26 protein-coding genes are annotated in these 24,578 nt (G+C 66.7%); 16 read left to right on the top strand and 10 right to left on the bottom strand.

Going from position 1 to position 24,578, the window contains the following annotated elements:
• Positions 1-152: 152 nt before the first annotated feature.
• Positions 153-1,409 (top strand): TIGR03862 family flavoprotein, encoded by a 1,257-nt coding sequence (locus ACEN2S_RS04285; RefSeq protein WP_441862821.1) that lies wholly within the window; start codon positions 153-155, stop codon positions 1,407-1,409.
• Between the two features lie 37 nt (positions 1,410-1,446).
• Here the strand turns inward: ACEN2S_RS04285 and ACEN2S_RS04280 are convergent, their stop codons facing one another.
• Positions 1,447-1,668 carry a DUF1674 domain-containing protein gene (locus ACEN2S_RS04280; protein WP_441862819.1) on the bottom strand — a complete coding sequence of 74 codons (222 nt, stop codon included), beginning with the start codon at positions 1,666-1,668 and terminating at the stop codon, positions 1,447-1,449.
• Between the two features lie 125 nt (positions 1,669-1,793).
• On the opposite strand from ACEN2S_RS04280, the gene ACEN2S_RS04275 reads away from it, so the two are divergent.
• The 9 genes from ACEN2S_RS04275 to ACEN2S_RS04235 all read left to right on the top strand — a co-directional run bounded on the left by ACEN2S_RS04275 (position 1,794) and on the right by ACEN2S_RS04235 (position 13,678).
• Positions 1,794-3,077, top strand: a complete 1,284-nt coding sequence (locus tag ACEN2S_RS04275) for an RsmB/NOP family class I SAM-dependent RNA methyltransferase (RefSeq protein WP_441862817.1) — start codon at positions 1,794-1,796, stop codon at positions 3,075-3,077.
• Between the two features lie 101 nt (positions 3,078-3,178).
• Positions 3,179-4,963 carry a heparinase II/III family protein gene (locus tag ACEN2S_RS04270; RefSeq protein ID WP_441862815.1) on the top strand — a complete coding sequence of 595 codons (1,785 nt, stop codon included), beginning with the start codon at positions 3,179-3,181 and terminating at the stop codon, positions 4,961-4,963.
• Positions 4,964-4,976: 13 nt separating this feature from the next.
• A complete protein-coding gene (purH, locus tag ACEN2S_RS04265) occupies positions 4,977-6,566 on the top strand; it encodes a bifunctional phosphoribosylaminoimidazolecarboxamide formyltransferase/IMP cyclohydrolase (RefSeq protein WP_441862813.1) in 1,590 nt (529 codons plus the stop codon).
• A 71-nt stretch (positions 6,567-6,637) separates the two neighbouring features.
• Positions 6,638-7,126 (top strand): signal peptidase II, encoded by a 489-nt coding sequence (gene lspA / locus ACEN2S_RS04260; RefSeq protein ID WP_441862811.1) that lies wholly within the window; start codon positions 6,638-6,640, stop codon positions 7,124-7,126.
• Positions 7,127-7,156: 30 nt separating this feature from the next.
• Positions 7,157-7,702 carry a DUF3035 domain-containing protein gene (locus tag ACEN2S_RS04255; RefSeq protein ID WP_441862809.1) on the top strand — a complete coding sequence of 182 codons (546 nt, stop codon included), beginning with the start codon at positions 7,157-7,159 and terminating at the stop codon, positions 7,700-7,702.
• A 73-nt stretch (positions 7,703-7,775) separates the two neighbouring features.
• Entirely contained in the window at positions 7,776-9,209 is a 1,434-nt protein-coding gene (locus tag ACEN2S_RS04250; RefSeq protein ID WP_441862807.1) for a M16 family metallopeptidase, read from the top strand.
• Positions 9,206-10,519, top strand: coding sequence for a M16 family metallopeptidase (locus tag ACEN2S_RS04245; protein WP_441862804.1), 1,314 nt, complete (start codon positions 9,206-9,208; stop codon positions 10,517-10,519). Before ACEN2S_RS04250 ends, ACEN2S_RS04245 begins: the two co-directional genes overlap by 4 nt.
• A gap of 73 nt (positions 10,520-10,592) precedes the next feature.
• Entirely contained in the window at positions 10,593-12,545 is a 1,953-nt protein-coding gene (mutL, locus tag ACEN2S_RS04240; RefSeq protein WP_441862802.1) for a DNA mismatch repair endonuclease MutL, read from the top strand.
• A complete protein-coding gene (locus ACEN2S_RS04235; protein WP_441862799.1) occupies positions 12,542-13,678 on the top strand; it encodes a DNA recombination protein RmuC in 1,137 nt (378 codons plus the stop codon). The genes mutL and ACEN2S_RS04235 overlap by 4 nt, the downstream gene beginning before the upstream one ends.
• Here the strand turns inward: ACEN2S_RS04235 and ACEN2S_RS04230 are convergent.
• The 3 genes from ACEN2S_RS04230 to ACEN2S_RS04220 are packed head-to-tail and all read right to left on the bottom strand — an operon-like array spanning position 13,675 to position 15,256.
• Positions 13,675-14,040 (bottom strand): cupin domain-containing protein, encoded by a 366-nt coding sequence (locus ACEN2S_RS04230; protein ID WP_441862796.1) that lies wholly within the window; start codon positions 14,038-14,040, stop codon positions 13,675-13,677. The two genes, ACEN2S_RS04235 and ACEN2S_RS04230, sit on opposite strands and share 4 nt — an antisense overlap.
• 57 nt (positions 14,041-14,097) lie before the next feature.
• Positions 14,098-14,745 carry a ChrR family anti-sigma-E factor gene (locus tag ACEN2S_RS04225; protein ID WP_441862793.1) on the bottom strand — a complete coding sequence of 216 codons (648 nt, stop codon included), beginning with the start codon at positions 14,743-14,745 and terminating at the stop codon, positions 14,098-14,100.
• Positions 14,746-14,749: 4 nt separating this feature from the next.
• Positions 14,750-15,256: a sigma-70 family RNA polymerase sigma factor gene (locus ACEN2S_RS04220; RefSeq protein ID WP_441862924.1), complete on the bottom strand. Its 507-nt coding sequence runs from the start codon at positions 15,254-15,256 to the stop codon at positions 14,750-14,752.
• 303 nt (positions 15,257-15,559) lie between these two features.
• Here ACEN2S_RS04220 and ACEN2S_RS04215 point away from each other — a divergent pair, with 303 nt between their 5' ends.
• Genes ACEN2S_RS04215 through ACEN2S_RS04200 form a run of 4 tightly spaced genes read left to right on the top strand, consistent with a single transcriptional unit; the run spans position 15,560 to position 18,934 of the window.
• Positions 15,560-16,867, top strand: coding sequence for an NAD(P)/FAD-dependent oxidoreductase (locus tag ACEN2S_RS04215; RefSeq protein WP_441862790.1), 1,308 nt, complete (start codon positions 15,560-15,562; stop codon positions 16,865-16,867).
• Complete coding sequence (locus ACEN2S_RS04210) at positions 16,864-17,634, top strand: DUF1365 domain-containing protein (protein ID WP_441862788.1); 771 nt, start codon at positions 16,864-16,866, stop codon at positions 17,632-17,634. Before ACEN2S_RS04215 ends, ACEN2S_RS04210 begins: the two co-directional genes overlap by 4 nt.
• Positions 17,631-18,203 carry a DUF3833 family protein gene (locus ACEN2S_RS04205; RefSeq protein WP_441862785.1) on the top strand — a complete coding sequence of 191 codons (573 nt, stop codon included), beginning with the start codon at positions 17,631-17,633 and terminating at the stop codon, positions 18,201-18,203. Before ACEN2S_RS04210 ends, ACEN2S_RS04205 begins: the two co-directional genes overlap by 4 nt.
• A complete protein-coding gene (locus ACEN2S_RS04200) occupies positions 18,200-18,934 on the top strand; it encodes an SDR family NAD(P)-dependent oxidoreductase (protein WP_441862782.1) in 735 nt (244 codons plus the stop codon). Before ACEN2S_RS04205 ends, ACEN2S_RS04200 begins: the two co-directional genes overlap by 4 nt.
• Before the next feature lie 6 nt (positions 18,935-18,940).
• Here ACEN2S_RS04200 and ACEN2S_RS04195 read toward each other — a convergent pair whose 3' ends face one another.
• From ACEN2S_RS04195 to def (ACEN2S_RS04175), 5 genes are all read right to left on the bottom strand, one after another.
• On the bottom strand, positions 18,941-19,096 hold the full coding sequence (locus tag ACEN2S_RS04195) for a hypothetical protein (RefSeq protein ID WP_441862780.1): 156 nt from the start codon (positions 19,094-19,096) through the stop codon (positions 18,941-18,943).
• A complete protein-coding gene (locus ACEN2S_RS04190) occupies positions 19,096-19,332 on the bottom strand; it encodes a GlsB/YeaQ/YmgE family stress response membrane protein (protein ID WP_441862778.1) in 237 nt (78 codons plus the stop codon). The genes ACEN2S_RS04195 and ACEN2S_RS04190 overlap by 1 nt, the downstream gene beginning before the upstream one ends.
• A 92-nt stretch (positions 19,333-19,424) precedes the next feature.
• Positions 19,425-20,324, bottom strand: coding sequence for a methionyl-tRNA formyltransferase (fmt, locus tag ACEN2S_RS04185; RefSeq protein ID WP_441862775.1), 900 nt, complete (start codon positions 20,322-20,324; stop codon positions 19,425-19,427).
• Between the two features lie 5 nt (positions 20,325-20,329).
• Positions 20,330-20,830 carry a peptide deformylase gene (gene def, locus ACEN2S_RS04180; protein ID WP_441862772.1) on the bottom strand — a complete coding sequence of 167 codons (501 nt, stop codon included), beginning with the start codon at positions 20,828-20,830 and terminating at the stop codon, positions 20,330-20,332.
• Entirely contained in the window at positions 20,830-21,351 is a 522-nt protein-coding gene (gene def, locus ACEN2S_RS04175) for a peptide deformylase (protein ID WP_441862769.1), read from the bottom strand. The genes def (ACEN2S_RS04180) and def (ACEN2S_RS04175) overlap by 1 nt, the downstream gene beginning before the upstream one ends.
• A gap of 168 nt (positions 21,352-21,519) precedes the next feature.
• Here def (ACEN2S_RS04175) and ACEN2S_RS04170 point away from each other — a divergent pair, with 168 nt between their 5' ends.
• The gene (locus ACEN2S_RS04170; protein ID WP_441862766.1) at positions 21,520-22,722 is read left to right on the top strand and encodes a MalY/PatB family protein; all 1,203 of its coding nucleotides are present in this window, start codon (positions 21,520-21,522) and stop codon (positions 22,720-22,722) included.
• A 51-nt stretch (positions 22,723-22,773) separates the two neighbouring features.
• On the opposite strand, the gene ACEN2S_RS04165 is transcribed toward ACEN2S_RS04170, so the two are convergent.
• Complete coding sequence (locus tag ACEN2S_RS04165; protein WP_441862763.1) at positions 22,774-23,121, bottom strand: hypothetical protein; 348 nt, start codon at positions 23,119-23,121, stop codon at positions 22,774-22,776.
• 234 nt (positions 23,122-23,355) lie between these two features.
• On the opposite strand from ACEN2S_RS04165, the gene ACEN2S_RS04160 reads away from it, so the two are divergent.
• Complete coding sequence (locus ACEN2S_RS04160) at positions 23,356-24,540, top strand: lytic murein transglycosylase (RefSeq protein WP_441862760.1); 1,185 nt, start codon at positions 23,356-23,358, stop codon at positions 24,538-24,540.
• Positions 24,541-24,578: the final 38 nt, after the last annotated feature.

Below are 24,578 nucleotides of genomic sequence, written 5' to 3'. Positions count from 1 at the left end.
CCCGCCATTCCCGATGCCCCCTTCCCCGATCCCCGCCGCCCCTGATCCGCCGTCTTTGACACCACCATAGTCCGCGCGGCCCCGCCGCTCCCCGTCTGGCACCGGCTGCCAGATCCCGTCCCCTCAAGAAAACCTGCGATGCCGAGGTGCCCATGTCTGACCCCACGCCGCCCGCCCTGCCGCCGCGCCACCTTGATGCGCTGGTCATTGGTGCCGGTCCGGCGGGGCTGATGGCCGCCGAGCAGCTTGCCTGCGCCGGACGCCGGGTGCTGATCGCCGAGGCGAAACCCAGCCCGGCACGCAAATTCCTGATGGCGGGGAAGTCCGGGTTGAACCTGACCAAGGACGAACCGCTCGCGGCGTTTTGTGACGCCTATGATCCTGATTGGATCCGCCCGATCGTGGCCGCCTTCGGCCCGGCTTCGGTGATGGATTGGGCGCAAGGGTTGGGGGTGGATCTCTTCACCGGCTCGACCGGGCGGGTGTTTCCGGTGGAGATGAAAGCCTCTCCGCTCCTGCGCCACTGGCTGGCACGGCTCGCCGGTGCGGGTGTCGTCCTGCAGCGCAACTGGCGTTGGACGGGCTGGGGCGCGGAAGACGCGGAAGGCACATCCCCGGCGGCGTCCGGCCCGGGCCGCAGCTTTGTCTTTGACACGCCCGAGGGGCCGCAAACCGTCACCGCCCGCCAGATCATTCTGGCGCTGGGGGGCGCGAGTTGGGCGCGGCTCGGCTCGGATGGGGCCTGGGCACCTCTCTTGGCGGCGCGGGGGGTGGAGATCGCGCCGTTCAAACCCGCGAATATGGGATTTCTGGTGACGTGGTCAGCGCATATGGCCCCGCATTTCGGCCAGCCGGTGAAAGGCGCTGCGCTGCAGGCAGGCGGCCCGACGGGGCCGGTCAGCCGTGGAGAATTTGTGATTTCCGCGCGGGGGATCGAGGGCGGCGGCATCTATGCGCTCTCGGCTACGGTCCGCGACGGGGCCGCGCTGACGCTGGATCTGGCCCCCGGCCGCAGCCTGACCGAGATCACCGGGCGTCTTTCGCGTGGAAGGGGCCGTGATTCCCTCAGCAACTGGCTGCGCAAATCGTTGAAGTTTGATCCGCTCCGGCTGGCGCTCTTGCGCGAATGGGGCGGGCCTTTGCCCGGCGATGCGGCCGCGCTGGCGGGGTTGATCAAGGCTTTGCCGGTCCGCCATCAGGGGCCGCGCCCGATGGATGAGGCGATCTCGACCGCCGGTGGCATCCGGCGGGAGGCACTGACCGAGGGGCTGGAATTGCGGGCCCTGCCCGGCGTCTTTGCCTGCGGCGAGATGCTGGACTGGGAAGCGCCGACGGGCGGTTATCTGCTCACCGGTTGTCTTGCCACCGGGCGGCACGCGGGGCGCGCGGCGGCGGGTTTGTCTGACTGATCAGCGGCTTGCCACGATGGTCCGCGGCATCGACGGTTCAAAAGTCGATGGCGATGCCCTTTTTCTCCCAATCGCCGTAGCGGACCGGCTCCGGCCCGTTGCGGCCGCCCAGCTCCACCGGCAGGCCGGGCTCCAGCGCGGCAGCGGCGCGGCGGGCCTCGGCCTCGGCCAGAGCGCGCTGGGCGGCGGGCGGCAGATCGCGGGCGCGTTCGGCGGCAGATTGCGGTTCAGCACCGGTTTTCGGGGTCTGGTCGGACATGGGGCATTCCTCTGAACGGTGGCATTCGCAGCCCACATGATATACGGGCGCGGGATCGGCGTCACAAGCAGCGGCGCCCGAAACATTACCACGGGGGCAAGAGGCCCCTTGCACAGGATGGATACATGGGCGCGGAACAGGCTCGGACAGCAGCACTTTCTCTGGTGGCAGGCGCAGTGATCGAAGGGGTTTCCTTTGCCGATCAGATCGCGGCGGGCCAGCTGACCGGCCTGCCGGTGCAGGAGCGCGCCCGCGCCCAGCGCCTTGCCCTCTCCACCCTGCGCAACATGGGCCGCGCCGATGCGGTGCTGAAGCCGCATATGCGCCGCGCACCCCCCGCCGATATTCAGGTGCTGTTGCAGATGGCCACGGTCGAGATGCTGGTCGAGGGGTCCGCGCCGCATGGGGTGGTGAATGCCGCCGTGGCCATCGCCCGCTCGGGCGGCAAACGCACCGAGAGCTTTGCCGGTCTGGTGAATGCCGTGCTGCGCAAAGTGGCCGAGACCACGCCCGAGACCTTTGCCGCCCTGCCGGTGCCCGCCCTGCCGGGTTGGCTGCGCGGGCGGCTGATGTCGGCCTGGGGCAAGCAGATGACGATGAAGATGGAAGTGGCGCATCTGGCCGGTGCGCCGCTGGATCTGACGCCGAAATCCGGCGATCCGGCGGCTTTGGCCGAGGCTTTGGGCGGCACCGTTCTGCCCACCGGCTCGGTCCGGCTGGCGGCGCGCGGGCAGGTCTCGGATCTGCCGGGCTATGGCGCGGGCGATTGGTGGGTGCAGGATGCCGGTGCCGCGCTGGCCGCGCGGGCGCTGGCCCCGGCACCGGGCGCGCGGGTGCTCGACATCTGCGCGGCGCCAGGTGGCAAGACGATGCAACTGGCGGCGATGGGCGCCGATGTTACCGCGCTGGATATTTCCGGGCCGCGGATGGTTCGGCTGTCGGAAAACCTCGCCCGCACCGGTCTCAAGGCCCGCTGCCTCACCGATGACGCCCTGCATTGGGAACCCGACGCACCCTTTGATGCCGTGCTCCTCGATGCCCCCTGCTCGGCCACCGGCACCGTGCGCCGTCACCCCGACCTGCCCTATTCGCGCGACCCGTCCACCATCAAGCACCTGTTTGCGCTGCAGGCCGACCTTCTGGACCGCGCGCTCAGCTGGCTGGCTCCCGAGGGGCGGCTGGTCTTCTGCACCTGCTCGCTCCTGCCGGAAGAGGGCGAGGCGCAGATCACCGCCGCCCTCGCCCGCCACCGCGATCTTGAGGTGGACCGCGCGGCTGTGACGCTGCCCGGCGTCAACCCGGACTGGATTTCGGCCGAGGGCGGGCTGCGGTTGCGCCCCGACTATTGGCCCGAACTGGGCGGCATGGATGGCTTCTATATTGCCGCTCTCCGCCGACGCGGGGCCTGAGGCGGGTTTTCGGCGGTGACAGCGCCGGACACAGGGCCTATTCTGCGCCCACGGCAAGCCTCTCCCCGTCGCGGGGACCAAAAGAAGACGCCCGGAGCAGCATGGCACGACGGTCCACGGCACAAATCGCAGGCACGAATGGGAAAGTCGCGGGCAAAAGCACGCGTCTTTTCAACCGCATGCATGCTTTCATTGCCGCTGCGGGCCGCCCGGCCTCGGGCTTTGTCAGCCAGCCGGAGCCACGCACCATCGGCTCGTTTGCGCGCGGCAAACAGCTTTTGGCGGGGAATCTCCTCTTCGCGGGCTATCTGATCGAGGCCAAGGGCCGCCCGCTCTGGGATGTGCCGATGCCCGACCCCGCTTTCGAGGAGGCCCTGCACGGCGGCGCCTGGCTGGACGATCTGGCCGCCGTCGGCGATGGCCGCGCCCGCGAGATTGCGCAGGGCTGGGTGTTTGACTGGGTCGCCCGCTATGGCGGCGGGTCGGGCCCGGGCTGGACCCCGGATCTGACCGGGCGGCGACTGATCCGCTGGATCAACCACGCGCTTTTGCTGCTCAACGGGCGCGACCGCGCCCATGCCGATGCGTTCTTCCGCAGCCTTGCCCAGCAAACCACCTTTCTCAGCCGCCGCTGGTCCGCCGCCCAGCCGGGCCTGCCGCGGTTCGAGGCGCTGACCGGGCTGATCTATGCCGGGCTGGCGCTGACAGGGATGGAGCGGCATGTGGCCCGCGCTTCGGCGGCGCTGGCGCGGGAATGCGATGCGCAGATCAGCCATGATGGCGGCATCCCCACCCGCAACCCCGAGGATCTGCTCGAGGTCTTCACCCTGCTCACCTGGGCCGCCGCAGCCCTTGGCGAAGCGGGGCGCAGCCCCACCGCGCCGCATCTGGCCGCGATCAGCCGCATCGCCCCCACCCTGCGCGCCCTGCGCCATGCCGATGGTGGCCTTGCGCGCTATCACGGCGGCGGGCGGGGCCTTGAGGGGCGGCTGGATCAGGCTTTGGCCGCCGCCGGGGTGCGCGCTTTGCCCACCGACGGGCTGGCGATGGGGTTTCAGCGCCTGCACGGCGGCCGCACCACGGTGATTGTGGATGCCGCCCCGCCCCCCGCCGGGATCGCCTCGCAAAACGCCCATGCCTCGACCTTGGCGCTGGAGGTGACCTCCGGCCGCCGCCCGCTGATCGTTTCCTGCGGCTCGGGCGCCGCCTTTGGTCCCGACTGGCACCGCGCAGGCCGCGCCACCCCCAGCCATTCGGTGCTGGGGATCGAGGGCTATTCCTCCTCGCGCTTTGGCCCCGAGGGGATGCTCGGGCGCGGCAGCAAGGGCATTCTGACCGATGTGCCCACCGAGGTTTGGGTGAAAACCGAACATGCGCTGGAGGGGACCAAGATCCTCTTTGGCCATAACGGCTATGTGCCGACGCATGGGATGACCCATGTGCGCGACCTTACCCTCTCGCTCGACGGAAGGGTGTTGACCGGCGAGGATACTCTGGGCGCGATGAGTGCCAATGACCGCCGCCGCTTTGAGGTGATCATGGAGCGCTCGGGCCTGCAGGGGATTCCCTTCGACATCCGCTTTCACCTGCATCCCGATGTGGATGCCGCCCTCGACATGGGCGGCGCGGCGGTCTCGATGGCGCTGAAGAGCGGCGAGATCTGGGTGTTCCGCCACGATGGCATCGCCGATATGACGCTGGAACCCTCGGTCTATCTGGAAAAAGGCCGGTTGCGGCCGCGCGCGGCGCGACAAATCGTACTTTCCGCCCGGGTTCTGGACTTTGCCTGTCAGATTGGCTGGACCTTGGCCAAGGCACAGGATACCCCCGCCGCCATCCGCGACATTCAGCGCGAAGACCTCTCATCTGATCCTGAAACCGAATAAGGACCCTTGCCCCGTGACCGATCTCGTCCCCCTGCGCCGCGCCCTCATCTCCGTCTCCGACAAGACCGGGCTGGTCGATTTCGCCCGTGCGCTGGCCGCGCGGGGCGTCGAGATCCTGTCCACCGGCGGCACCGCCATCACCCTGCGTCAGGCGGGGCTGAGCGTGCGCGATGTGGCCGATGTCACCGGTTTCCCGGAAATGATGGATGGGCGGGTCAAGACGCTGCACCCGAAAGTGCACGGCGGCCTCTTGGCGCTGCGCGACAATGAAGAGCATCTGGAAGCGATGCGCACCCATGCGATCGAGGCGATCGATCTCCTGGTCGTCAACCTCTACCCGTTCGAGGCCACCGTGGCCAAAGGCGCCGACTACGACGATTGCATCGAGAACATCGACATCGGCGGCCCGGCAATGATCCGCGCGGCGGCCAAGAACCACGGTTTTGTCACCGTGGTGGTGGATGTCGAGGATTACAGCGCGGTTCTGGCCGAGTTGGATGCCAACGACGACCGCACCAGCCTGAAGTTCCGCCAGCGTCAGGCGCAGATCGCCTATGGCCGCACCGCCGCCTATGACAGCGCCGTCTCCACCTGGATGGCGGCTGCGATCGGCGAGGAAACCCCGCGCCGCCGCACCTTTGCCGGCACGCTGGCACAGGGCCTGCGCTATGGCGAAAACCCGCATCAATCCGCGGCCTTCTATCTGGACGGCTCGAACCGTCCGGGCGTGGCCACCGCGAAACAGCTGCAGGGCAAGGAACTCAGCTACAACAACATCAACGACACCGATGCCGCCTTTGAACTGGTGGCGGAATTTGCCCCGGCCAAGGGCCCGGCTGTCGCCATCATCAAACACGCCAACCCCTGCGGCGTGGCGCAAGGCGCGAGCCTGCTGGAAGCCTATAAACGTGCCTATGACTGCGACCGCACCTCGGCCTTTGGCGGCATCATCGCGCTGAACCAGACTTTGGATGCGGCCACGGCGGAAGAGATCTGCAAGATCTTTACCGAAGTCGTCATCGCCCCCGATGCCGATGATGCGGCGCGCGAGATCTTTGCGGGCAAGAAAAACCTGCGTCTGCTGACCACCGGCGCACTGCCGGATGTGGCGGCGGCCTCGCTTGCCTATCGTCAGGTGGCGGGCGGCATGCTGGTGCAGGGCAAAGACAACGGCCATCTGACGATGGACGATCTGAAAGTGGTGACCAAGCGCGCCCCCTCCGAGCAAGAGCTGAAAGACCTGATGTTCGCCTGGACCGTGGCGAAACATGTGAAGTCGAACGCGATCATCTATGTGAAAGACGGTGCCACCGTCGGCGTTGGCGCGGGGCAGATGAGCCGGGTGGACAGCACCCGCATCGCGGCGCGCAAGGCGCAGGACATGGCCGACGTGCTGGGCCTGGGTCAGCCGCTGACCAAAGGCTCGGTTGTGGCCTCGGATGCGTTCTTCCCCTTCGCCGACGGTCTGATCACCGCCGCGGAGGCGGGCGCCACGGCGATCATCCAGCCCGGCGGCTCGATGCGCGACGCCGATGTCATCGCGGCGGCGGATGAGGCCGGTCTCGCGATGGTCTTCACCGGCATGCGCCACTTCCGCCACTAAACCCCCACAGGATCTTTTCCGCCGGGCAGGCCTTGGCCCCCGGCGGAAATCTGACACGAAGGAAGCGCAAGATGCGGATTGCCGTCTGGGTCACCGCGGGGATCCTGATCCTCGATCAGCTGTCAAAATACATCGTCGTGCATCTGATGCGGCTGGATCAGGTCGGGCGGATCGAGGTGTTCGACCCCTGGCTGGTGTTTCAGATGGCCTGGAACCGGGGCGTCAACTTCGGCCTGTTTGCCGGGGATGCCGCGCTGATCCGCTGGGCGCTGATCGTGCTGGCGCTGGGGATCTCGGTCTGGGTCTGGATCTGGGCGCGGCGCAACCGGCTGGGCACCCTTGGTCAGGTGGCAACCGGGCTTCTGGTGGGCGGTGCCCTCGGGAATGTGATCGACCGGCTGGTCTATGGCGCGGTGGCCGATTTCCTCAACATGTCGGTGCCGGGGCTGGCCAATCCCTATTCCTTTAACGTCGCGGATGTGGCGATTTTCGCCGGGGCACTGGCGCTCGTGCTGTTTACCGGGCAAAACCCCCGTGACGCGCGCAAGCGCATAGGCTAGAACAGGGCAACGAAGATGAGGGAGCAACGCATGCGGGCGACATTCGGCATCCACGGAACGCTGTGCGCAGCGCTTCTGGCGCTGACCGCTTGTGGCGGTGGGGACAAGGTACCCAAGCTGATGTTCCTGCATTCCTCGGGCAGCGGTCCGGATGAATTCTCGATTCTGCCGACCAAGCCCCTGCAAATGCCGCCGGATCTGGCTGCCCTTCCCGAGCCGACGCCGGGCGGCAGCAACATCACCGACCCGACGCCGGTGGCCGATGCCGTCGCGGCACTCGGCGGCAAGCCTGAACTGCTGTCCCGTCCGGGCATTCCGGCGGGCGATAGCGCGCTGGTGGCGCGCGCCGGCCGCTTTGGTCAGGATGGTGACATCCGCACGACACTGGCCGCCGAGGATCTCGACTGGCGGCGCGAGCATAATGGCCGTTTTCTGGAACGTCTCCTGAAGGTAAACGTCTATTACAGCGCCTATAAACCGATGTCGCTGGACCAACATATCGAGCTGGAGCGCTGGCGTCTTGCAGGCGTGCCCACCGTCTCGGCACCGCCGGATCCCGAACTCGTTCTCAAGTGATCAACTCCGCGTCATGCGGGTTTGCACGGGCCGGGGAACGGCGTAGCTTCCGGGCATCGAACCGGAGGCTTAGATGACATCCCATCCGCTGACCCCGCTGACCGCTGTGCTGGGGCTCTGCCTTGCGCTGCCGGTACAGGCACAAACCACCCCCCTCGCCGCACCGGCCACCCCCGAGGTGACGCAGATCCCGCAAGCGCCGGAAACCGCCGAATCCGAGGCGCCGATTCCCGCCGGGCATCCGGTGACGCATTTCACCCTGCCGAACGGCCTTGAAGCGGTGGTGATCGAGGATCACCGTGCCCCGGTCGTGGTGCAGATGGTCTGGTATCGCGCCGGGTCCGCCGATGAGCAGCGCGGCAAATCGGGTGTGGCGCATTATCTTGAACATCTGATGTTCAAGGGCACCGACACATTGGCCCCGGGCGAGTTCTCGAAAACCGTCGAATCGAACGGCGGCTCGGACAATGCTTTCACCTCCTATGATTACACCGCCTACCACCAGCGCATCGCCGCTGACCGGCTGGAGCTGGTGATGAAGATGGAAGCCGACCGGATGCGGCATCTGCAGATCTCGCCCGACGATTGGCAGACCGAGCGCGAGGTGGTGCTGGAAGAGCGCGCCCAACGCACCGACAGCGATCCTTCGGCCCTGTTTGGCGAGCAGTTGCGCGCCGCACAATATCTCAACCACCCCTATGGCACGCCGGTGATCGGCTGGCGGCAGGAGATGGAGCAGATGACGCGCGATGATGCGCTGGCCTGGTATCACCGTTTCTATGCACCGAATGACGCCATTCTGGTGGTGGCGGGCGATGTGACCCCGGAAGAGGTGAAGGCGCTGGCCGAGAAATACTATGGCGCGCTGGACCCCACCCCCGATCTGGCGCCGCGTGTCCGCCCGCAAGAGCCCGCGCAGCTGGCCGAGCGGCGGCTGACCTATACCGATCCGCGCGTGCAGCAGCCCTATGTCGTGCGCAGCTATCTCGCGCCAGAGCGCGATCCGGGCGAACAGAAAAAGGCCGCCGCGCTGACCATTCTGGCCGAGGTTCTCGGCGGCAACAGCGCCACCTCGGTGCTGGGCCGCGCGCTGATGTTCGATCAGGGCAAGGCGATCCATGCCAGCGCCTCTTATGACGGCACCTCGCTGGACGACACGACCTTCAATCTGGTCGCGGTGCCCGCCGAGGGCGTCAGCCTGACCGAGCTGGAGAGCGACATGGACAAGGTGCTGGCCGATTTCCTGAAGAACGGCATCGACCCCGCACAGTTCGAGCGGATCCGCACGCAGATCCGCGCCTCGGAGATTTACGCGCAGGACAATGTCTCGGGGCTCGCCAACCGCTATGGCGAAGCTTTGGCCACCGGGCTGACGGTGCAGGATGTGGCCGATTGGCCGAATGTGCTGATGTCGGTCAGCGAGGAGGATGTGATGACCGCCGCCCGTGAGGTGTTTGACCGCCGCCGTGCCGTCACCGGCTTTCTGGAACAGGAGGCGCAGCAATGATCCGCGCGCTTTTCGTCGCCGCCACGCTCGCGCTGGCCCCCTTTGCCGTGGCCAGCCCCGCCCATGCCGTCGACATTCAGGAGGTGACCTCGCCCGGCGGGCTGAAGGCCTGGCTGGTCGAGGACCATTCGATCCCCTTCACCGCGCTGGAGGTCCGCTTTCGCGGCGGCACCTCGCTCGATGCGCCGGGCAAGCGCGGTGAGATCAATCTGATGACCGCGCTGATCGAGGAAGGTGCGGGCGAGATGAACGCCCAGGGCTTTGCCGAGGCGGCGGAATCCCTTGCCGCCGATTTCAGCTTTGACGCCGGCTCGGACACAGTGTCGGTTTCCGCCCGCATGCTCAGCGACAACCGCGACAAGGCGGTCAATCTCTTGCGCGAGGCGCTGGTCAATCCGCGCTTTGATCAGGATGCGCTCGACCGGGTGCGGGGACAGGTGCTCTCGATCATCGCCGCCGACAGCCGCGACCCGAATGCGATTGCGGGCAATGCCTTTGCGCAGCAGGCCTGGGGCGAGCATCCCTATGGCAGCGACCAGAACGGCACCGCCGAGAGCGTGAGCAAGCTGACGCGCGAGGATATGTTTGACGCCCGCGCCCGGGTGCTGGCGCGCGACCGCATCTATGTCTCGGCGGTGGGGGACATCACACCCGATCAACTGGGCAAGATGCTGGATCATCTGTTGGGCGACCTGCCCGCCACCGGCGCACCGATGCCCCCCCGCGCCGAGCTGAAACTGACCGGCGGCACCACCGTGGTGGATTTTGACACCCCGCAATCGGTGGTGATCTTTGGTGAGGCCGGGATCGACATGGATGATCCCGATTTCTTTGCAGCCTATGTCGCCAATCAGGTCATCGGCGGCGCGGGCTTTGCCAGCCGCCTGATGGAAGAGGTGCGCGAAAAGCGTGGCCTGACCTATGGCATCGGCAGCTACCTCGTGCCCCGCGATCTGGGGGCCACCTGGCAGGGCGGTTTCTCTTCGGCCAATGAAAAAGTGGCCGAGGCGATCAAGGTGACGAAAGCGGAATGGGCGAAAATGGCCAGTGGCGGTGTGACGGACAAAGAGCTGGATGAGGCCAAAACCTATCTCACCGGAGCCTATCCTTTGCGCTTTGACGGCAATGGCCGGATCGCCGACATTCTGGTGGGCATGCAGATGCAGGGGCTGCCGCGCGACTACGTCAACACCCGCAATGCCAAGGTTGAGGCGGTGACCAAGGAAGATGTGGCGCGCGTCGCCAAACGTCTTCTGAATGCTGATGCCTTGCGCTTCGTCGTGGTGGGCCGTCCGGTTGGGGTGAAATAAACGCCGCCGATCCGCCGGAACCGGGGCTGCGAATCTATGGCTCCGGTTCCGGGTTTGTGCTAATTCTGGGGGTATGAACCAGCATACCCCCAAGATACTGACCGAACGCCCGGTGATCCGGCAATTGGATGAAACCGCCGCCAACCGCATTGCGGCGGGCGAAGTGGTGGAGCGTCCGGCCTCGGCGGTCAAGGAGTTGGTGGAAAATGCGCTGGATGCCGGGGCGCGGCGGATTGATGTGGCCTATGCCGATGGCGGCAAGACCCTGATCCGCATCACGGATGACGGCTGCGGCATGACCGCCGAGGATCTGCCGCTGGCGCTGTCGCGGCATGCGACCTCGAAGATCGACGGCAGCGATCTGTTGAACATCCACACCTTCGGCTTTCGCGGCGAGGCTTTGCCCTCGCTCGGCGCGGTGGGGCGGCTCAGCATCACCTCGCGCGTGGCGGGCGAGGATGCCGCCGAGATCACCGTGGCGGGCGGCAAGATCGGCCCGGTCAAGCCCGCCGCCCTCACCGCAGGCACGGTGGTCGAACTGCGCGATCTCTTTTACGCCACCCCCGCCCGGCTGAAATTCCTGCGCACCGACCGGGCCGAGGCGCAGAGCATCGCCGATGTGATCAAGCGGCTGGCGATGGCGGAGCCCTATGTCAGCTTTACCCTGCGCGACATGTCCGGCGACAAGGCGGCCCAGAAATCGGGCGGCCGCGAGATTTTCCGCGCCGATGCCGAGCAGGGCGAATTGTTCGACGCGCTCGCCGGGCGGTTGGGCCGGGTTCTGGGCCGCGATTTCACCGACAATGCCCTGCCGATTGATGCCGAGCGTGAGGGGCTGCGCCTGACCGGCTATGCCGCCTTGCCCACCTATTCGCGCGGCGCGGCGGTCGAACAGTTCCTCTTCGTCAACGGCCGTCCGGTGCGCGACAAGATGCTGTTGGGCGCTTTGCGGGCCGCCTATATGGATTTCCTCTCGCGCGACCGCCATCCCGCCGCCGTCCTGTTCATCACCTGCGATCCCGAGCGGGTCGATGTGAACGTGCATCCGGCGAAATCCGAGGTGCGGTTTCGCGAATCCGGGCTGGCGCGCGGGCTGATCGTCACCGCCCTGCGCCATGCGCTGGCCGGGGCCGGGCACCGCGCCTCCTCCACCGTGGCGGGCGCCACTCTGGGGGCGATGCGGCCCGAGGGGATGGGTGCGGCCCTGGGCCAGACGCCCTATCAGCCCGATCTCAGCGCCCCCCGCATTTATCAGATGGACCGACCCAGCGCGGGCGCGCTCCGCAGCGCCTATGCGGCGCAGGCCCCTGCCCCGGCGCAAGCGCCGATGCCCGGCTGGGCCGAAGCCGCCCCCAGCTACCGCACCGACCCGCTCACCGGCGAGGTTTCACCCTTCAGCCCCACCGCCCGGGCCGAGGATCTGCCGCCCGTGCCACAGGGGAGCAACCACCCGCTGGGGGCCGCCCGCGCGCAGGTGCATGAGAATTACATCATCGCCCAGACCCGCGACGGCATGGTCATCGTGGATCAGCATGCCGCGCATGAACGGCTGGTCTATGAGCGGCTGAAGCGACAGATGGCGGAAAACGGCGTGGCGGCGCAGGCGCTGCTGATCCCGGAAATCGTCGAGCTTTCGGCGGGCGATGCCGCGCGGCTTCTGGATCTGGCCGAGGATCTGGCCTGCATGGGCCTGACGATCGAGGGTTTTGGCGGCGGCGCCATCGCCGTGCGCGAAACCCCGGCGATTCTGGGCGAGATCAATGCCGCCGCACTGTTGCGCGACATTCTGGATGAGCTGGCCGATCTCGGCGACAGCCAGCGCCTGCAGGCGAAAATCGAAGCGGTGCTGAGCCGGATGGCCTGCCACGGCTCGATCCGTTCAGGCCGGCAGATGCGGGCGGAAGAGATGAACGCGCTGTTGCGCGAGATGGAGGCAACGCCGCATTCGGGCCAGTGCAACCACGGCCGCCCCACCTATGTCGAGCTGAAACTGGCCGATATTGAACGGCTGTTCGGGCGCACATGACCCTGACGCCGGATCAGATTTTGCTCGGCGGCGCCATTGCGGCGGTCCTCGTGGCGCTGGTGCTGCTCCTGACCCTCAGGGCAGCGGGGCAGGCGGCGCGGATGGCCGATCCGATCCTTTTCCAGATGAACCAGCTGGCCGGGCGGGTGCAGTCGATCTCGGACGGGCAGCAGCATCTGGCGGGCGGTTTGCACCATGTCTCGGAGGCGCAGGCGGCGCAGCAAACCCGGATGCTGGCGCTGATGGAGCAACGTCTGGCCGAGGTCAGCCGCGGCATGACCGAAACGCTGCACGGCACCGCCACCCGCACCGCGCGCAGCTTGGGCGATCTGCAACAGCGGCTGGAAACCATCGACCGCGCGCAGGCCAAGATTGAGAAACTCTCGGGCGATGTGCTGGGCTTGCAGGACATCCTGTCGAACAAACAGACCCGCGGCGCCTTTGGCGAGATTCAGCTGCATGACATCGTGATCAAGGCGCTGCCCTCGGATGCCTATACGTTTCAGGCGACGCTCTCGAACGGCAAGCGCGCCGATTGCCTGATCCATCTGCCCAATCCGCCGGGACCCTTGGTCATCGACAGCAAATTCCCGCTGGAGGCCTATGAGGCCCTGCGCCGCGCGGAAAACCAAAGCCAGACGATCGAGGCGCAGCGGATGATGCGGATCGCCGTGCGGGCGCATATCCGGGCGATTTCCGAGAAATACATCGTCGAGGGCGAGACCGCCGATGGCGCGCTGCTGTTCCTGCCCTCCGAGGCGGTCTATGCGGAACTCCACGCCAATTTCCCCGAACTGGTGCGCGAGGGGTTTGCGGCCAAGGTCTGGATCGTCTCGCCCACCACCTGCATGGCGACGCTGAACACCATGCGCGCCGTGCTGAAAGACGCGCGGATGCGCGAACAGGCGGGGGCGATCCGCAAGGAACTGGCGCTTTTGCATGCCGATGTCGAGCGGCTGGGCGGAAGGGTCGAGAACCTTGACCGGCATTTCGGGCAGGCGGCGAAAGACCTCGAAGAGATCAAGATTTCCGCCGACAAAGCGGGCAAGCGCGCCCGCAGGCTGGATAATTTCGACTTTGAAGAGATCGCGCGCGAGCCGGTGGCGGCCCCGCTGCCGATGGAAACGCTTTAGGCCAGCTGGGCGTCGATGCTGCGGGTCTGATCGCTGACCACATCGCCGGTGTGCTTGGTCGCCACCGGCTCGATCAGCACCAGCTCGCATTCTGCGAGCGCCACCGGGCGGTGCATCACCCCTTTGGGGACGATGTGGAAATCGCCCGCGTTCAGGACGACCGGCCCCGCCTCATAGTCGATGCGCAGCTGGCCTTTGACCACGTGGAACATCTCATCCTCATCGTCATGCTTGTGCCAGACGAACTCGCCCAACACCTTGACGACTTTGATATATTGGTCATTCACCCGACCAACGACCTTGGGCGACCAATGCTCGGTCACCGCCTCCAATGCGGTCTGAATGTTCACGACGGGGTTCATCGGCATCTCCCTTGTTGCGGCCCGAGGCTACCCCTGCGGGCGCGCGAGGGCCAGCGGTCAGATGCGGAAAAACGGCTGCAGCATCCGCGGCACGAGGCTGCGGAACCGCAGCGGCGCGTCGGTCACCGCGAGGCAGATGCAGGGCAGGCCCGCCTCGGCCACCGGCGTATGCTCCACGCTTTCATTGGCATCCTCGACATCGCCCACGCCGTAGCGGCCGTCCTCATCGTGGAACGCGCCTTGCAGCACCAGCGTCAACTCGCGCCCGGTATGGCCGTGATCGGGCACCGCCGCCCCCGCCGGGATATAGAGCAGCCGCACCATCGCCGATCCCGCCGTGCGCAAGATCGCCTGCCGCACGCCCATGCCGAGCGGCCGCCAGCGCACCGCCGTCAGATCGCCGCCCACGTAATCCTGCACCGGGCCGGGCAAAACCCCCTGCCGGGGCGCCAGAACCGGGCGCGGCGCCGGGGCCTCCAGCCGCGACATCACCTTGTCCAGACTGTCCGCGGCCATCGGCACCGCCAGCATATCGCCCAACACGGCACCGCCCAGCGTTTCCAGCGCCCCCAGATAGGCGCGGCATTCGTCGCAGAGGCTGATATGGCTGGCCACCAGCAGGCTGAACGCCTCGTCCAATGTGCCAGCGGCATAGCCCGACAGCAGATCTTCGCTCAGATGGTGTTTGATCGACGGCATCTTCATGGTGTCACTTCATTTCATGCCGCAGCCGGTCCAATGCCAGCCGCAGGCGGGATTTGATCGTGCCGAGGGGCAGGCCGGTCTGCGCGGCAATCTCGCTCTGCGTCAGCTCGCCCCAATAGGCTTTCTCGACCAGTTCACGTTGTTTCGGCGGGAGTTGCGCCAGCGCCTGTCCCAGCTTTTCGCAGTCCTGCCGCAGGGCAAGTGCGGCATCCTGATCGGGTTCCGCCTCCGGGCCCCAGGGCAATTGCTCAGGCTCGGGGCGGCGGGCACGGCGGATCATGTCGATGCGGCGGTTGCGCGCGATGGTAAAGATCCAGGTGGCCACGCTGGCCCGCGCAGGATCATAAAGCGCCGCTTTTTGCCACAGCGTCGCCATCACATCCTGCGCGCATTCCTCGGCCTGCGGCGCAGAGGCCCCGCCCTTCATCAGGAAGGCCTTCACCCGCGGCGCGAAATGGCCAAAGAGCGCCGCAAAGGCCGCCCGGTCCTGCCGCAGCGCGATGGCGGCCATCGCCTCTTGCCAGAACGTCTCGTCAGGGGGTCTTTGCACGGATGTCCTCGGCTGTTGCGCGGCGGCCGGAGCAACCAGCCTGCCCTCAGCATAGGGGCGCCGGAGCGCCTGCGCATCCGCATTCCGCTCCCAGGGGGGCAGAACTGCGCGGAAAGGCATCTGAAGGGCTTCTGGCGACATCATGTGGCTTCTACGCAGGCAGAAGCGGTTCGGATCACCTGATTTTTTACGCCACCGCCGTGCCTGCAAAGTGATCCGGCGGCGGCAGGGCCGCGTAGCCCTAGAACGCAACCGGAGAGAATGATGCCCTTTGAGCCGAACCCCACCCCGCCCCGCCGCATTGCTGTGATTGGCGGTGGCATATCGGGCATGGCCGCGGCGCATCTTTTGGCCGGGCAGCATCATGTGACGTTGATCGAGGCGGCCCCGCGTCTGGGCGGCCATGCGCGCACCGTGATCGCGGGGAAACGCGGCGATCAGCCGGTGGACACCGGCTTTATCGTTTTCAACAAGGTGAACTACCCGCATCTGACGCGGCTGTTCGACGCGCTCGACGTGCCGGTCACCGAAAGCAACATGAGCTTTGGGGCTTCGATCGACGGCGGGCGTTTTGAATATGCTTTGCGCAATCTGAACACGGTTTTCGCGCAGAAATGGCGGCTGGCCGATCCACGCCTCTGGCGGATGCTGCGCGACATCCTGCGGTTCAATGCCAAGGGGCTGGCCACGGCCGAGGCCGGACAGAACATGACCATCGGCGAGATGCTGACGGCGCTCGGCACCGGGGAGTGGTTCCGCGATTACTACATCACCCCGCTTTCCGGCGCGATCTGGTCGACGCCGACGCGGGGCATCCTTGATTTCCCCGCCACGGCGATGATGCGCTTCTTTGACAACCACGCGCTGTTGCAGGCCAGTGGCCAGCATCAGTGGTACACGGTGCGCGGCGGCTCGGTCGAATATGTCCGCCGCCTCTCGGCCCGGCTTCAGGCCGAGGGGGTGGAGATCCGCCTCGGCGCGCCGGTCACCGGCCTCAGGCGGGATGCGCTGGGGGCGGAGATCCGCAGCGCGGGCGGCGAGTGGGAGCGGTTTGACGAGGTGGTTCTGGCCACCCATGCCGATACATCACTGGCGCTCCTCTCGGATGCGACGCCCGCCGAGACCGCGGCCCTCTCCAAGGTGCGCTATCAGCCGAACAAGATGACGCTGCATGCCGACCCGCGGGTGATGCCGAAACGCCGCTCGGCCTGGGCCAGCTGGATCTATTCCGAAATGCCCGGCCATGCCCGCGACCGCATCGACCTGACCTATTGGATGAACTCGCTGCAACCGATCCCGCAGGACGATCCTTTGTTCGTGACGCTGAACGGCAACCGCCCGCTGGATGAGGCGCTGATCTATGACGAGACCGAGTTCCGGCATCCGGTCTATGATCTCGGCACCCTCGCCGGGCAGCAGGAAGTGCGGGGCCTGAATGGTCAGAATGCCACCTGGTTCTGCGGCGCCTGGATGCGCTCGGGCTTTCACGAGGATGGGTTTGCCAGCGCGGTGGACGTGGTCGATGCCCTGGCCGCCCGCAGCCTGACCGCTCGAACGCCGGTATCGCCATGACCGCGCCGCAGCAAATCCGGGGCGAGACCTATCATGGCCGCCGGGGGGCCGTGACGCATGGGTTTCGCTACTCAGTCGATCTTCTGCGCTTTGAGCCAGAGGCTGGGGTGCCCGGGGTGCCGCTCTTTCGGCGCAATGCCCCCGCGCTGATGTCGCTCTGGGACCGGGACCATGGCGGGCCGCCGGGTCAGGGGCGCGGGGCCGCCTGGGCGCGCGAGGTGTTGGCCGAGGCGGGCCTCGGGCCTGAGACTTTCGGCGCCCCGTTGCGGCTCGAACTGATCGCGCAGCCGCGCCTGTTGGGGCATGTGTTCAACCCGGTCTCGTTCTGGCTGGGCTGGGACGCGCAAAACACGCTGCGGGTGGTGATTGCCGAGGTGACGAATACCTTTGGCGACCGGCACAGCTATATCTGCCGCGCCGGGGATCTGACGCCGATCACCCGGCACATGCGCCTGCAGGCGCAGAAGATCTTTCACGTCTCGCCATTTCAGCCCGTCTCCGGGACCTATCATTTCCGCTTTGACATCCGCCCGGATCGTCTGGGCATCTGGATCGACTACCGCGACGGGGCCGAGGGGGTTTTTGCCAGCCTGACCGGGCATCAACGCCCGCTGACCGCCTGGGGTATCCTCGGTTCGGCTTTGCGGCGGCCGTTTGGCAGCCGCCGGGTGCTCGCGCTGATCCATTGGCAGGCGCTGCGTCTCTGGCTGAAAGGCGCGCGCTACCGCAGCCGCCCCACCCCGCCGAAAGCGGAGGTCAGCGGATGACGATCTGGGCATTTCTGGCGGGCGGTGCGGCTGCCATCGTGCTGCTCATGGTACTCAGCCGCCTGCGCGGATTTGCGGCGCAGCGGCCCGCGAATTATGCCGCGCAAGCGCCCGCAATCGACATCCGGCGGCAGCTGAACGGCAGCTATTTGTGTGAAGGGGTGATCTTTGGCCCCCTCGGCCGGGTCAGCAGCCGCTTTACCGCCCGGATGCAGGCGGAATGGCAGGGCAACAGCTGCACGCTGCGCGAGGATTTCCTGTATGACGATGGCAGCCGACAGGCCCGCGCCTGGCAGTTGCATCTGACAGAAGATGGTCAGATCCGCGCCGAAGCGGCGGATGTAATCGGCAGCGGACGCGGGCAGCAATCGGGGCCGACGGTGCAGCTTCTGTATCAGCTGCAACTCCCTGCCAAAAGCGGTGGCCATGTGATGTCGGTCACCGACTGGCTCTATCTCACCCCCGGCGGCACCTTGGTGAACCGCAGCCAGTTTCGCAAATACGGCGTGAAACTGGCCGAGCTGGTCGCCACCATCCGCCCCCTGTCCCGCGAGGAGGCCGCAAGATGACACCGGATTGGAGCGGACGCCGCTATTGGCTGGTCGGCGCGAGCGAGGGCCTCGGCCGGGCCTTGGCGCAACAGATGAGCGCGGCAGGGGCCGAGCTGATCCTCTCGGCCCGCACGGCAGAGCGGCTGGAGAGCCTCGCCGCCACCCTGCCCGGCCCGGCGCAGGTCTTGCCGATGGATGTGACCGACCCGTCCTCGGTGCAGGCGGCGGTTGAGGCGGCGGGGCGGATCGATGGGCTGGTCTGGCTGGCCGGGGTCTATACGCCGATGACGGCACAGAATTTCGACCCCGAGGTCGCCGCCGAGATGATCGCGGTCAACCTTGGCGGCGCGATGCGGGTGCTGGGGCATGTGGTGCCCCTGATGCTGGCGCAGGGGGCGGGGCATCTGGTGCTGACCGGCTCGCTCTCGGCCTATCGCGGGCTGCCGGGGGCGATTGGCTATGGCGCGTCAAAGGCGGGGATCGCCTCGCTGGCCGAAAGCCTGCAAGTGGATCTGCGCGGCAGCGGCATTCTGGTGCAGCTGGCCAATCCCGGCTTTATCGAGACGCGGCTGACCGCCAAGAACGATTTTTCGATGCCCGGTCTGATGCGCCCCGACGAGGCGGCGGGGCATATCCTGCGGCTGATGCAGACGCGCCGCGCGAGCGCAGCCTTTCCCGGCTGGTTCGCGGCCTTTTTCCGGCTGGGGCGGTTCCTGCCGCAATCGCTCTGGCTGCGGCTGGTGGGCTGACGGCCCTCAGGGTTTGGGAAACATCTTCAGCCCAATCAGGATGGCCACCACGACAACCGCCCAGCCGCCCGGGCGGCTCATCAGCCAGATGCCGATGCTGACCAGCCAAAGCACCGCGCGGGTGCTGACCGTGCCCGCCGCCGAAAAAATCAGCCCCAGCATCAGCGCGGCCCGTAGCGGCGCCAGAGCGCGATGAGCAGCATCGCCCCCAGCACCGCGCCGACAAAGCCCGCCATCCAGCCGGTGATGATCAGCAAAAAGCGCAGCAACAGCCCGCCGATCAGCGCGCCGATCACGCCCAGCGCCACGGTGGTGATGACATCGGTCTGCATCCGCATGGCGCGGGTGGCGATGAAACCGGCGGCAGCGCCGATGATCAGAAGGGCTATGATGGGCATGGGGGCTCCGGAATTTGCCCCAGTCTAGCGGGCGCGGGCCGGTTTGGGGAGGGGGGCCACGCCTTCGTGTTCCGCCCGGGCATCTGCGCGGGTCAGAGCCGCTCCGGCAGCGTCAGACCGCGCAGAACCTCGGTGGCGGGCAGCGGGCGTTTGCCCTCGCGCTGCGCCTCGGTCACGGTCAGCGCGCCCGCGCCACAGGCGATGGTGAAGCCGCCCAGAACCTGCCCCGGCGCGCCCTCGCCCTCAGTCAGTTCGGCGCGCAGAAACTTCACCCGCTCGCCCGCAATCGTGGCATAGGCCCCGGGAAACGGCGAGAGGCCGTTGATATGACGCACCAATTCCGCCGCAGGCCGCGTCCAGTCAACGGCGGCTTCGGCCTTGTCGATCTTGGCCGCATAGGTGACACCCGCCTCAGGCTGCACCTCGGGCACCAGCCCCTCCAGCCCGTCGAGGGCCCGCAGGATCAGCGCGGCGCCCATCGCGCTCAGCCGGTCATGCAGGGCGCCGGTGGTCTCAGAGGCGCCAATCGGCGTCGCTTCGCGCAGCAGCACCGGGCCGGTGTCCAGCCCCGCCTCCATCTGCATGATGCAAATGCCGGTTTCCGCATCCCCCGCCATGATCGCGCGGTGGATCGGTGCCGCCCCCCGCCAGCGCGGCAGAAGGCTCGCGTGGATATTGAGGCAACCCAGACGCGGCGCATCGAGCACCGCCTGCGGCAGGATCAGCCCATAGGCCACCACCACCGCGACATCGGCGTTGAAACGGGCAAATTCCGCCTGATCTTCGGGCGATTTCAGCCGCACAGGGTGCCGGACGAGCAGGCCCAGAGCCTCGGCCTTGGCCTGCACCGGGCTCGGGCGGTCCTTTTTGCCACGGCCCGCAGGGCGGGGCGGCTGGCAATAGACGGCGACCACATCATGCTCGGCAGCCAGGGCTTCCAGCACCGGCACCGAGAAATCGGGCGTGCCCATGAAGATGATCCGCCGCCGCATGAGCCCTACTCCTTGGCGTATTTCGCCGATTTCGCCACCAGCATCCTGCGCCGCAGGGGCGAGAGGTGGTCGACATACATCTTGCCCGCCAGATGGTCGATCTGATGCTGCACACTCGTCGCCCAAAGGCCGACGAAATCGCGCTCTTCCATCTCGCCCGCGTCGTTCAGGAACCGCACCGTCACCGCGCGCGGCCGGTCCACATGCGCCGAGACACCGGGCAGGTTGGGGCTGGCTTCCTCATGTTTGCGGATCTGGACCGAGGCATGCAGCACCTGCGGATTGGCCATCCGCACCGCCTGCCCGCGCTTGTCCGAAGCATCAACGACGGCGAGTTGCAGCATGATGCCGATCTGTGGCGCGGCAAGGCCGACGCCCGGCATCGCATCCATCGTCTGCACCATATCGTCCCAGATCATCCGCACCGATTCGGTGATTTCCGAAACGGGCTCTGCGGGCTTGTGCAGCCGCCGGTCGCTGTAGGGCAGGAAAGGACGCACCGCCATCAGCCGCGCGCCATTTCGCGTTTCAGCTTTTCCATCTTGCGCGTGATCATCTGCCGCTTCAGCGGGCCGAGATAATCAATGAACAATTTGCCATCGAGATGGTCCAGCTCATGCTGCGCGCAGGTGGCCCAGAGACCGTCGAACTGCTCTTCATGGCTTTGGCCGTCCAGCCCGGTCCAACGCATCCGCACCTCTTTCGGGCGGGTCACATCGGCATATTGCTCGGGGATCGAGAGGCAGCCCTCTTCATAGACATTCGTCTCTTCCGAGGTCCAGGTGATCTCGGGATTGATCAGCACCATCGGCTGCGGTGCGGCCGATTTGTCCTTGACGCAATCCATCACGAAAAGCCGTGTGAGCACCCCCACCTGCGGTGCGGCAAGGCCCACGCCCGGCGCATCATACATGGTGGCCAGCATGTCATCGGCCAATTTGGCAATATCTTTATCAACCCCGGCAACGGGGGCGCAAAGCTTCTTGAGCCTCGGGTCGGGATGGATCAGGATCGGGCGTATGGTCATGCCGCAGATGTAGGCGAAGCCGCGCCGCCGCGCAATGATGAGATATATATTCCAGTATTGTGAGTATTTTAGGGACGCAATCCCGCGCTTGCGGAATTTACCAGAACCAGAATCCGGCATACACCTCATGTCAGGAACAAACACGCCGGACGCAACAGGACAGCTCTGATGAAAGACAATCCCGCCATGCCAGCCGCCCCCGATTTTGATGAAGTCATCGACCGTTTCGGCACCCATTGCTCGAAATGGGATGCGATGGAACCGATCTATGGCGTGCCCGCCGCCGATGGCATTGCGATGTGGGTGGCCGACATGGATTTCCGCCCGCCGCAGGTGGTGCAGGCGGCGCTGGAAAAGATGACGGCGCATGGGGTCTATGGCTATTTCGGCGATGATTCCGATTATAAATCCGCGATCCGCTGGTGGATGCAGACCCGCCATGGCTGGACGGTTGAGCCCGAATGGATCTTCACCACCCATGGTCTGGTGAACGGCACCGCGCTCTGCGTCGATGCCTTTACTGCGCCGGGGGACGGGGTGGTGCTGATGACGCCGGTCTATCACGCCTTTGCCCGCGTCATCAAAGCCGCCGGGCGCGAGGTGGTCGAGTGCCAGCTGGCGCAGACCGAGGCGGGCTATGGCATGGATTTTGCCGCCTGGGACGCGCAGATGACCGGCCGGGAGAAGATGATGATTCTCTGCTCGCCGCATAATCCCGGCGGCCGGGTCTGGACGGGCGAAGAACTGGCGGGCGTCGCCGATTTCTGCCGCCGCCACGACCTGATCCTCGTGTCGGATGAGATCCACCACGATCTGGTGTTTGGCGGGGCGAAACATCAGGTGATGGCGGTGGCCGAGCCGGATCTGAAGGACCGTCTGGTGATGATGACGGCAGCCACCAAAACCTTCAACATCGCGGGCAGCCACACCGGCAATGTGATCATTGAAGACGCGGATCTGCGCGCGCGTTTTGCCGCGCGGATGATGGCGCTCGGGATCTCGCCGAATTCCTTCGGGATGGAGATGGTGACGGCCGCCTATTCGCCGGAGGGCGCGGCCTGGGTCGATGCCTGCGTTGCCTATATCGACGGCAACCGGCAGATCTTTGATGACGGCATTGCGACGATACCGGGCCTGCGCTCGATGCCGCTGCAAGCGACCTATCTGGCCTGGGTGGACAGTGCCGACACCGGGATGCCGGTGGCGGAGTTCAACGACCGCGTGATGAAAACCGCCCGCATCGCGGCCAATGTCGGCGCCACTTTCGGGGCGGGCGGCGAAAGCTACCTGCGCTTCAACCTCGCGACGCCGCGCGCGCGGGTCGTGGAAGCCGTTGCGCGGCTGAAAGCGGCCTTCAGCGATCTGCAATAATCGGGCGGGCGGGGCCTGACGGCCCTGCCCCTGCACGGTTCAGCGGCGGGATCAATCCCGCGGCAGATAGCCTTTCGGCGCCACCTCATCGCGGGCGAAATCCAGGGCCGGGTGATCGGCCACCGCGGTCTCGCGCTTGACGGTGCACAACAGCTCTCCCGCTTCCACTTCAGAGGCCACGATCAGGCATTGCGACACATGGCGCGGCCCGTCGTACAGATCGACAAGCCCGCGCAAATGCGTGACCTGCCCGGCATCCAGCGAAAACCCCAAACGCGAGCGGGAAAGAACCCGGTACACCTCGCCCCCCGCGTGAACGCAGAGACGCGAGCGTCGCTTGGCGTCGCGGTTGCCCGCCTCATGCAGGGCTGCCAGCATATCTTTGGGCAAAAATTCCATGATCCCCTCCCGCAGGTTCCTGTCTCCTAGGATGGACCGAAAGCCCCCAAAAGCAAGTTAACGATCCAAACTTCATATGCCGCGGCGCAGCATGCGTCCTGCGGGCCACGGGCAGATGCACGCCCAACGCCAAAGGCTTTGCCCATGCGGTCTGCGCGGCGGCGAAAACCCGCCCGACCGGTTGCGCCACAGCCAAAGCTTGCTAGGCTGGCGCGAGCCGCAAAGGAGCCATGAATGCCGCAGCTTAGCCGCCGCCTGCGCCCTCTCGCGCTTTGCCTTTTCACCCTTGCCGGGGCGGCACAGGCCGACACTCCCTGTGGCGGCCCCTTTGCTGGCTTCGTCGAGGGGCTGCGCAGCGAGGCGCGCGCCGCAGGGCTGCCGGATGCGGCGATCAAGGCCTTTTTCACCGGCGTGCAGAACGCCCCCGCCGTGCTCAAGGCCGACCGCGCGCAGGGGGTGTTCCGCAAGGACTTTCTGGCCTTCTCGCGGGCGGTCATCAGCCAGAACCGGCTGACCACCGGCGCGGCCCAGGCCAAAAAGCAGGCGGGCATTCTGGCGCAGGCCGAGGCGGATTATGGCGTCGCCCCCGGGATCTTGCTGGCCTTCTGGGCGCTGGAGACGGATTTCGGCGCGGTGCAGGGCGATTTCAACACCCGCGACGCGCTGGTCACCCTGGCGCATGATTGCCGCCGCCCGAAGCTTTTTCGCCCGCAGGTGCTGGCGGCCATCGCCCTGCAGGCGCGCGGCGATTTCGACACGAAAACAACGGGCGCTTGGGCGGGCGAGGTCGGGCAGGTGCAGATGCTGCCCGCCGATATTCTGCGCAACGGGGTGGACGGGGATGGCGACGGGCATGTCCGGCTGAAGACCTCATCGGCGGATGCGCTGATGTCGGGGGCCAAGATGCTGGCCGGGATGGGTTGGCGGCGGGGCGAACCCTGGCTGCAGGAGGTGACACTGCCCGCCGATCTCGACTGGCGGCTGACCGGGCTGGAGCAGAGCCTGAGCAGCGACGACTGGGCCGCGCGCGGCGTCCGCGCCCGCACCGGCACGCTCACGCCGGGACTGCCCGCCTCCGTGCTGCTGCCAATGGGGCGGAAGGGGCCCGCCTTTCTGGCCTATCCGAATTTTCAGGTGCTGTTCGAGTGGAACCAGAGCTTTGTCTATGTGACCACGGCCGCCTATTTCGCCACCCGGCTGTCCGGGGCACCGGTGGTTGACCCCGGTACGCCCGAACCGGGGCTGACGGCTGCGGAAATGACCCGCCTGCAGGAGAAACTCGCCGCGCGTGGCCATGATGTGGGCAAGCCGGACGGTATTCTGGGCGCCAAGACCCGCGGCGCAGTGCAACGCGAACAAGAGCGCCTGAACCTGCCCGCCGATGCCTGGCCCACCCGGCGCCTGCTCGATCAGCTCTAGCCCGCGCTGCCCATCCGGGAGCGCGCCCCAAGGCCATG

The organism is Phaeovulum sp. W22_SRMD_FR3 (assembly GCF_052113705.1).
Classification (GTDB): domain Bacteria; phylum Pseudomonadota; class Alphaproteobacteria; order Rhodobacterales; family Rhodobacteraceae; genus JBGQOG01.
This window is presented reverse-complemented; position numbering and strand designations above follow the sequence as displayed.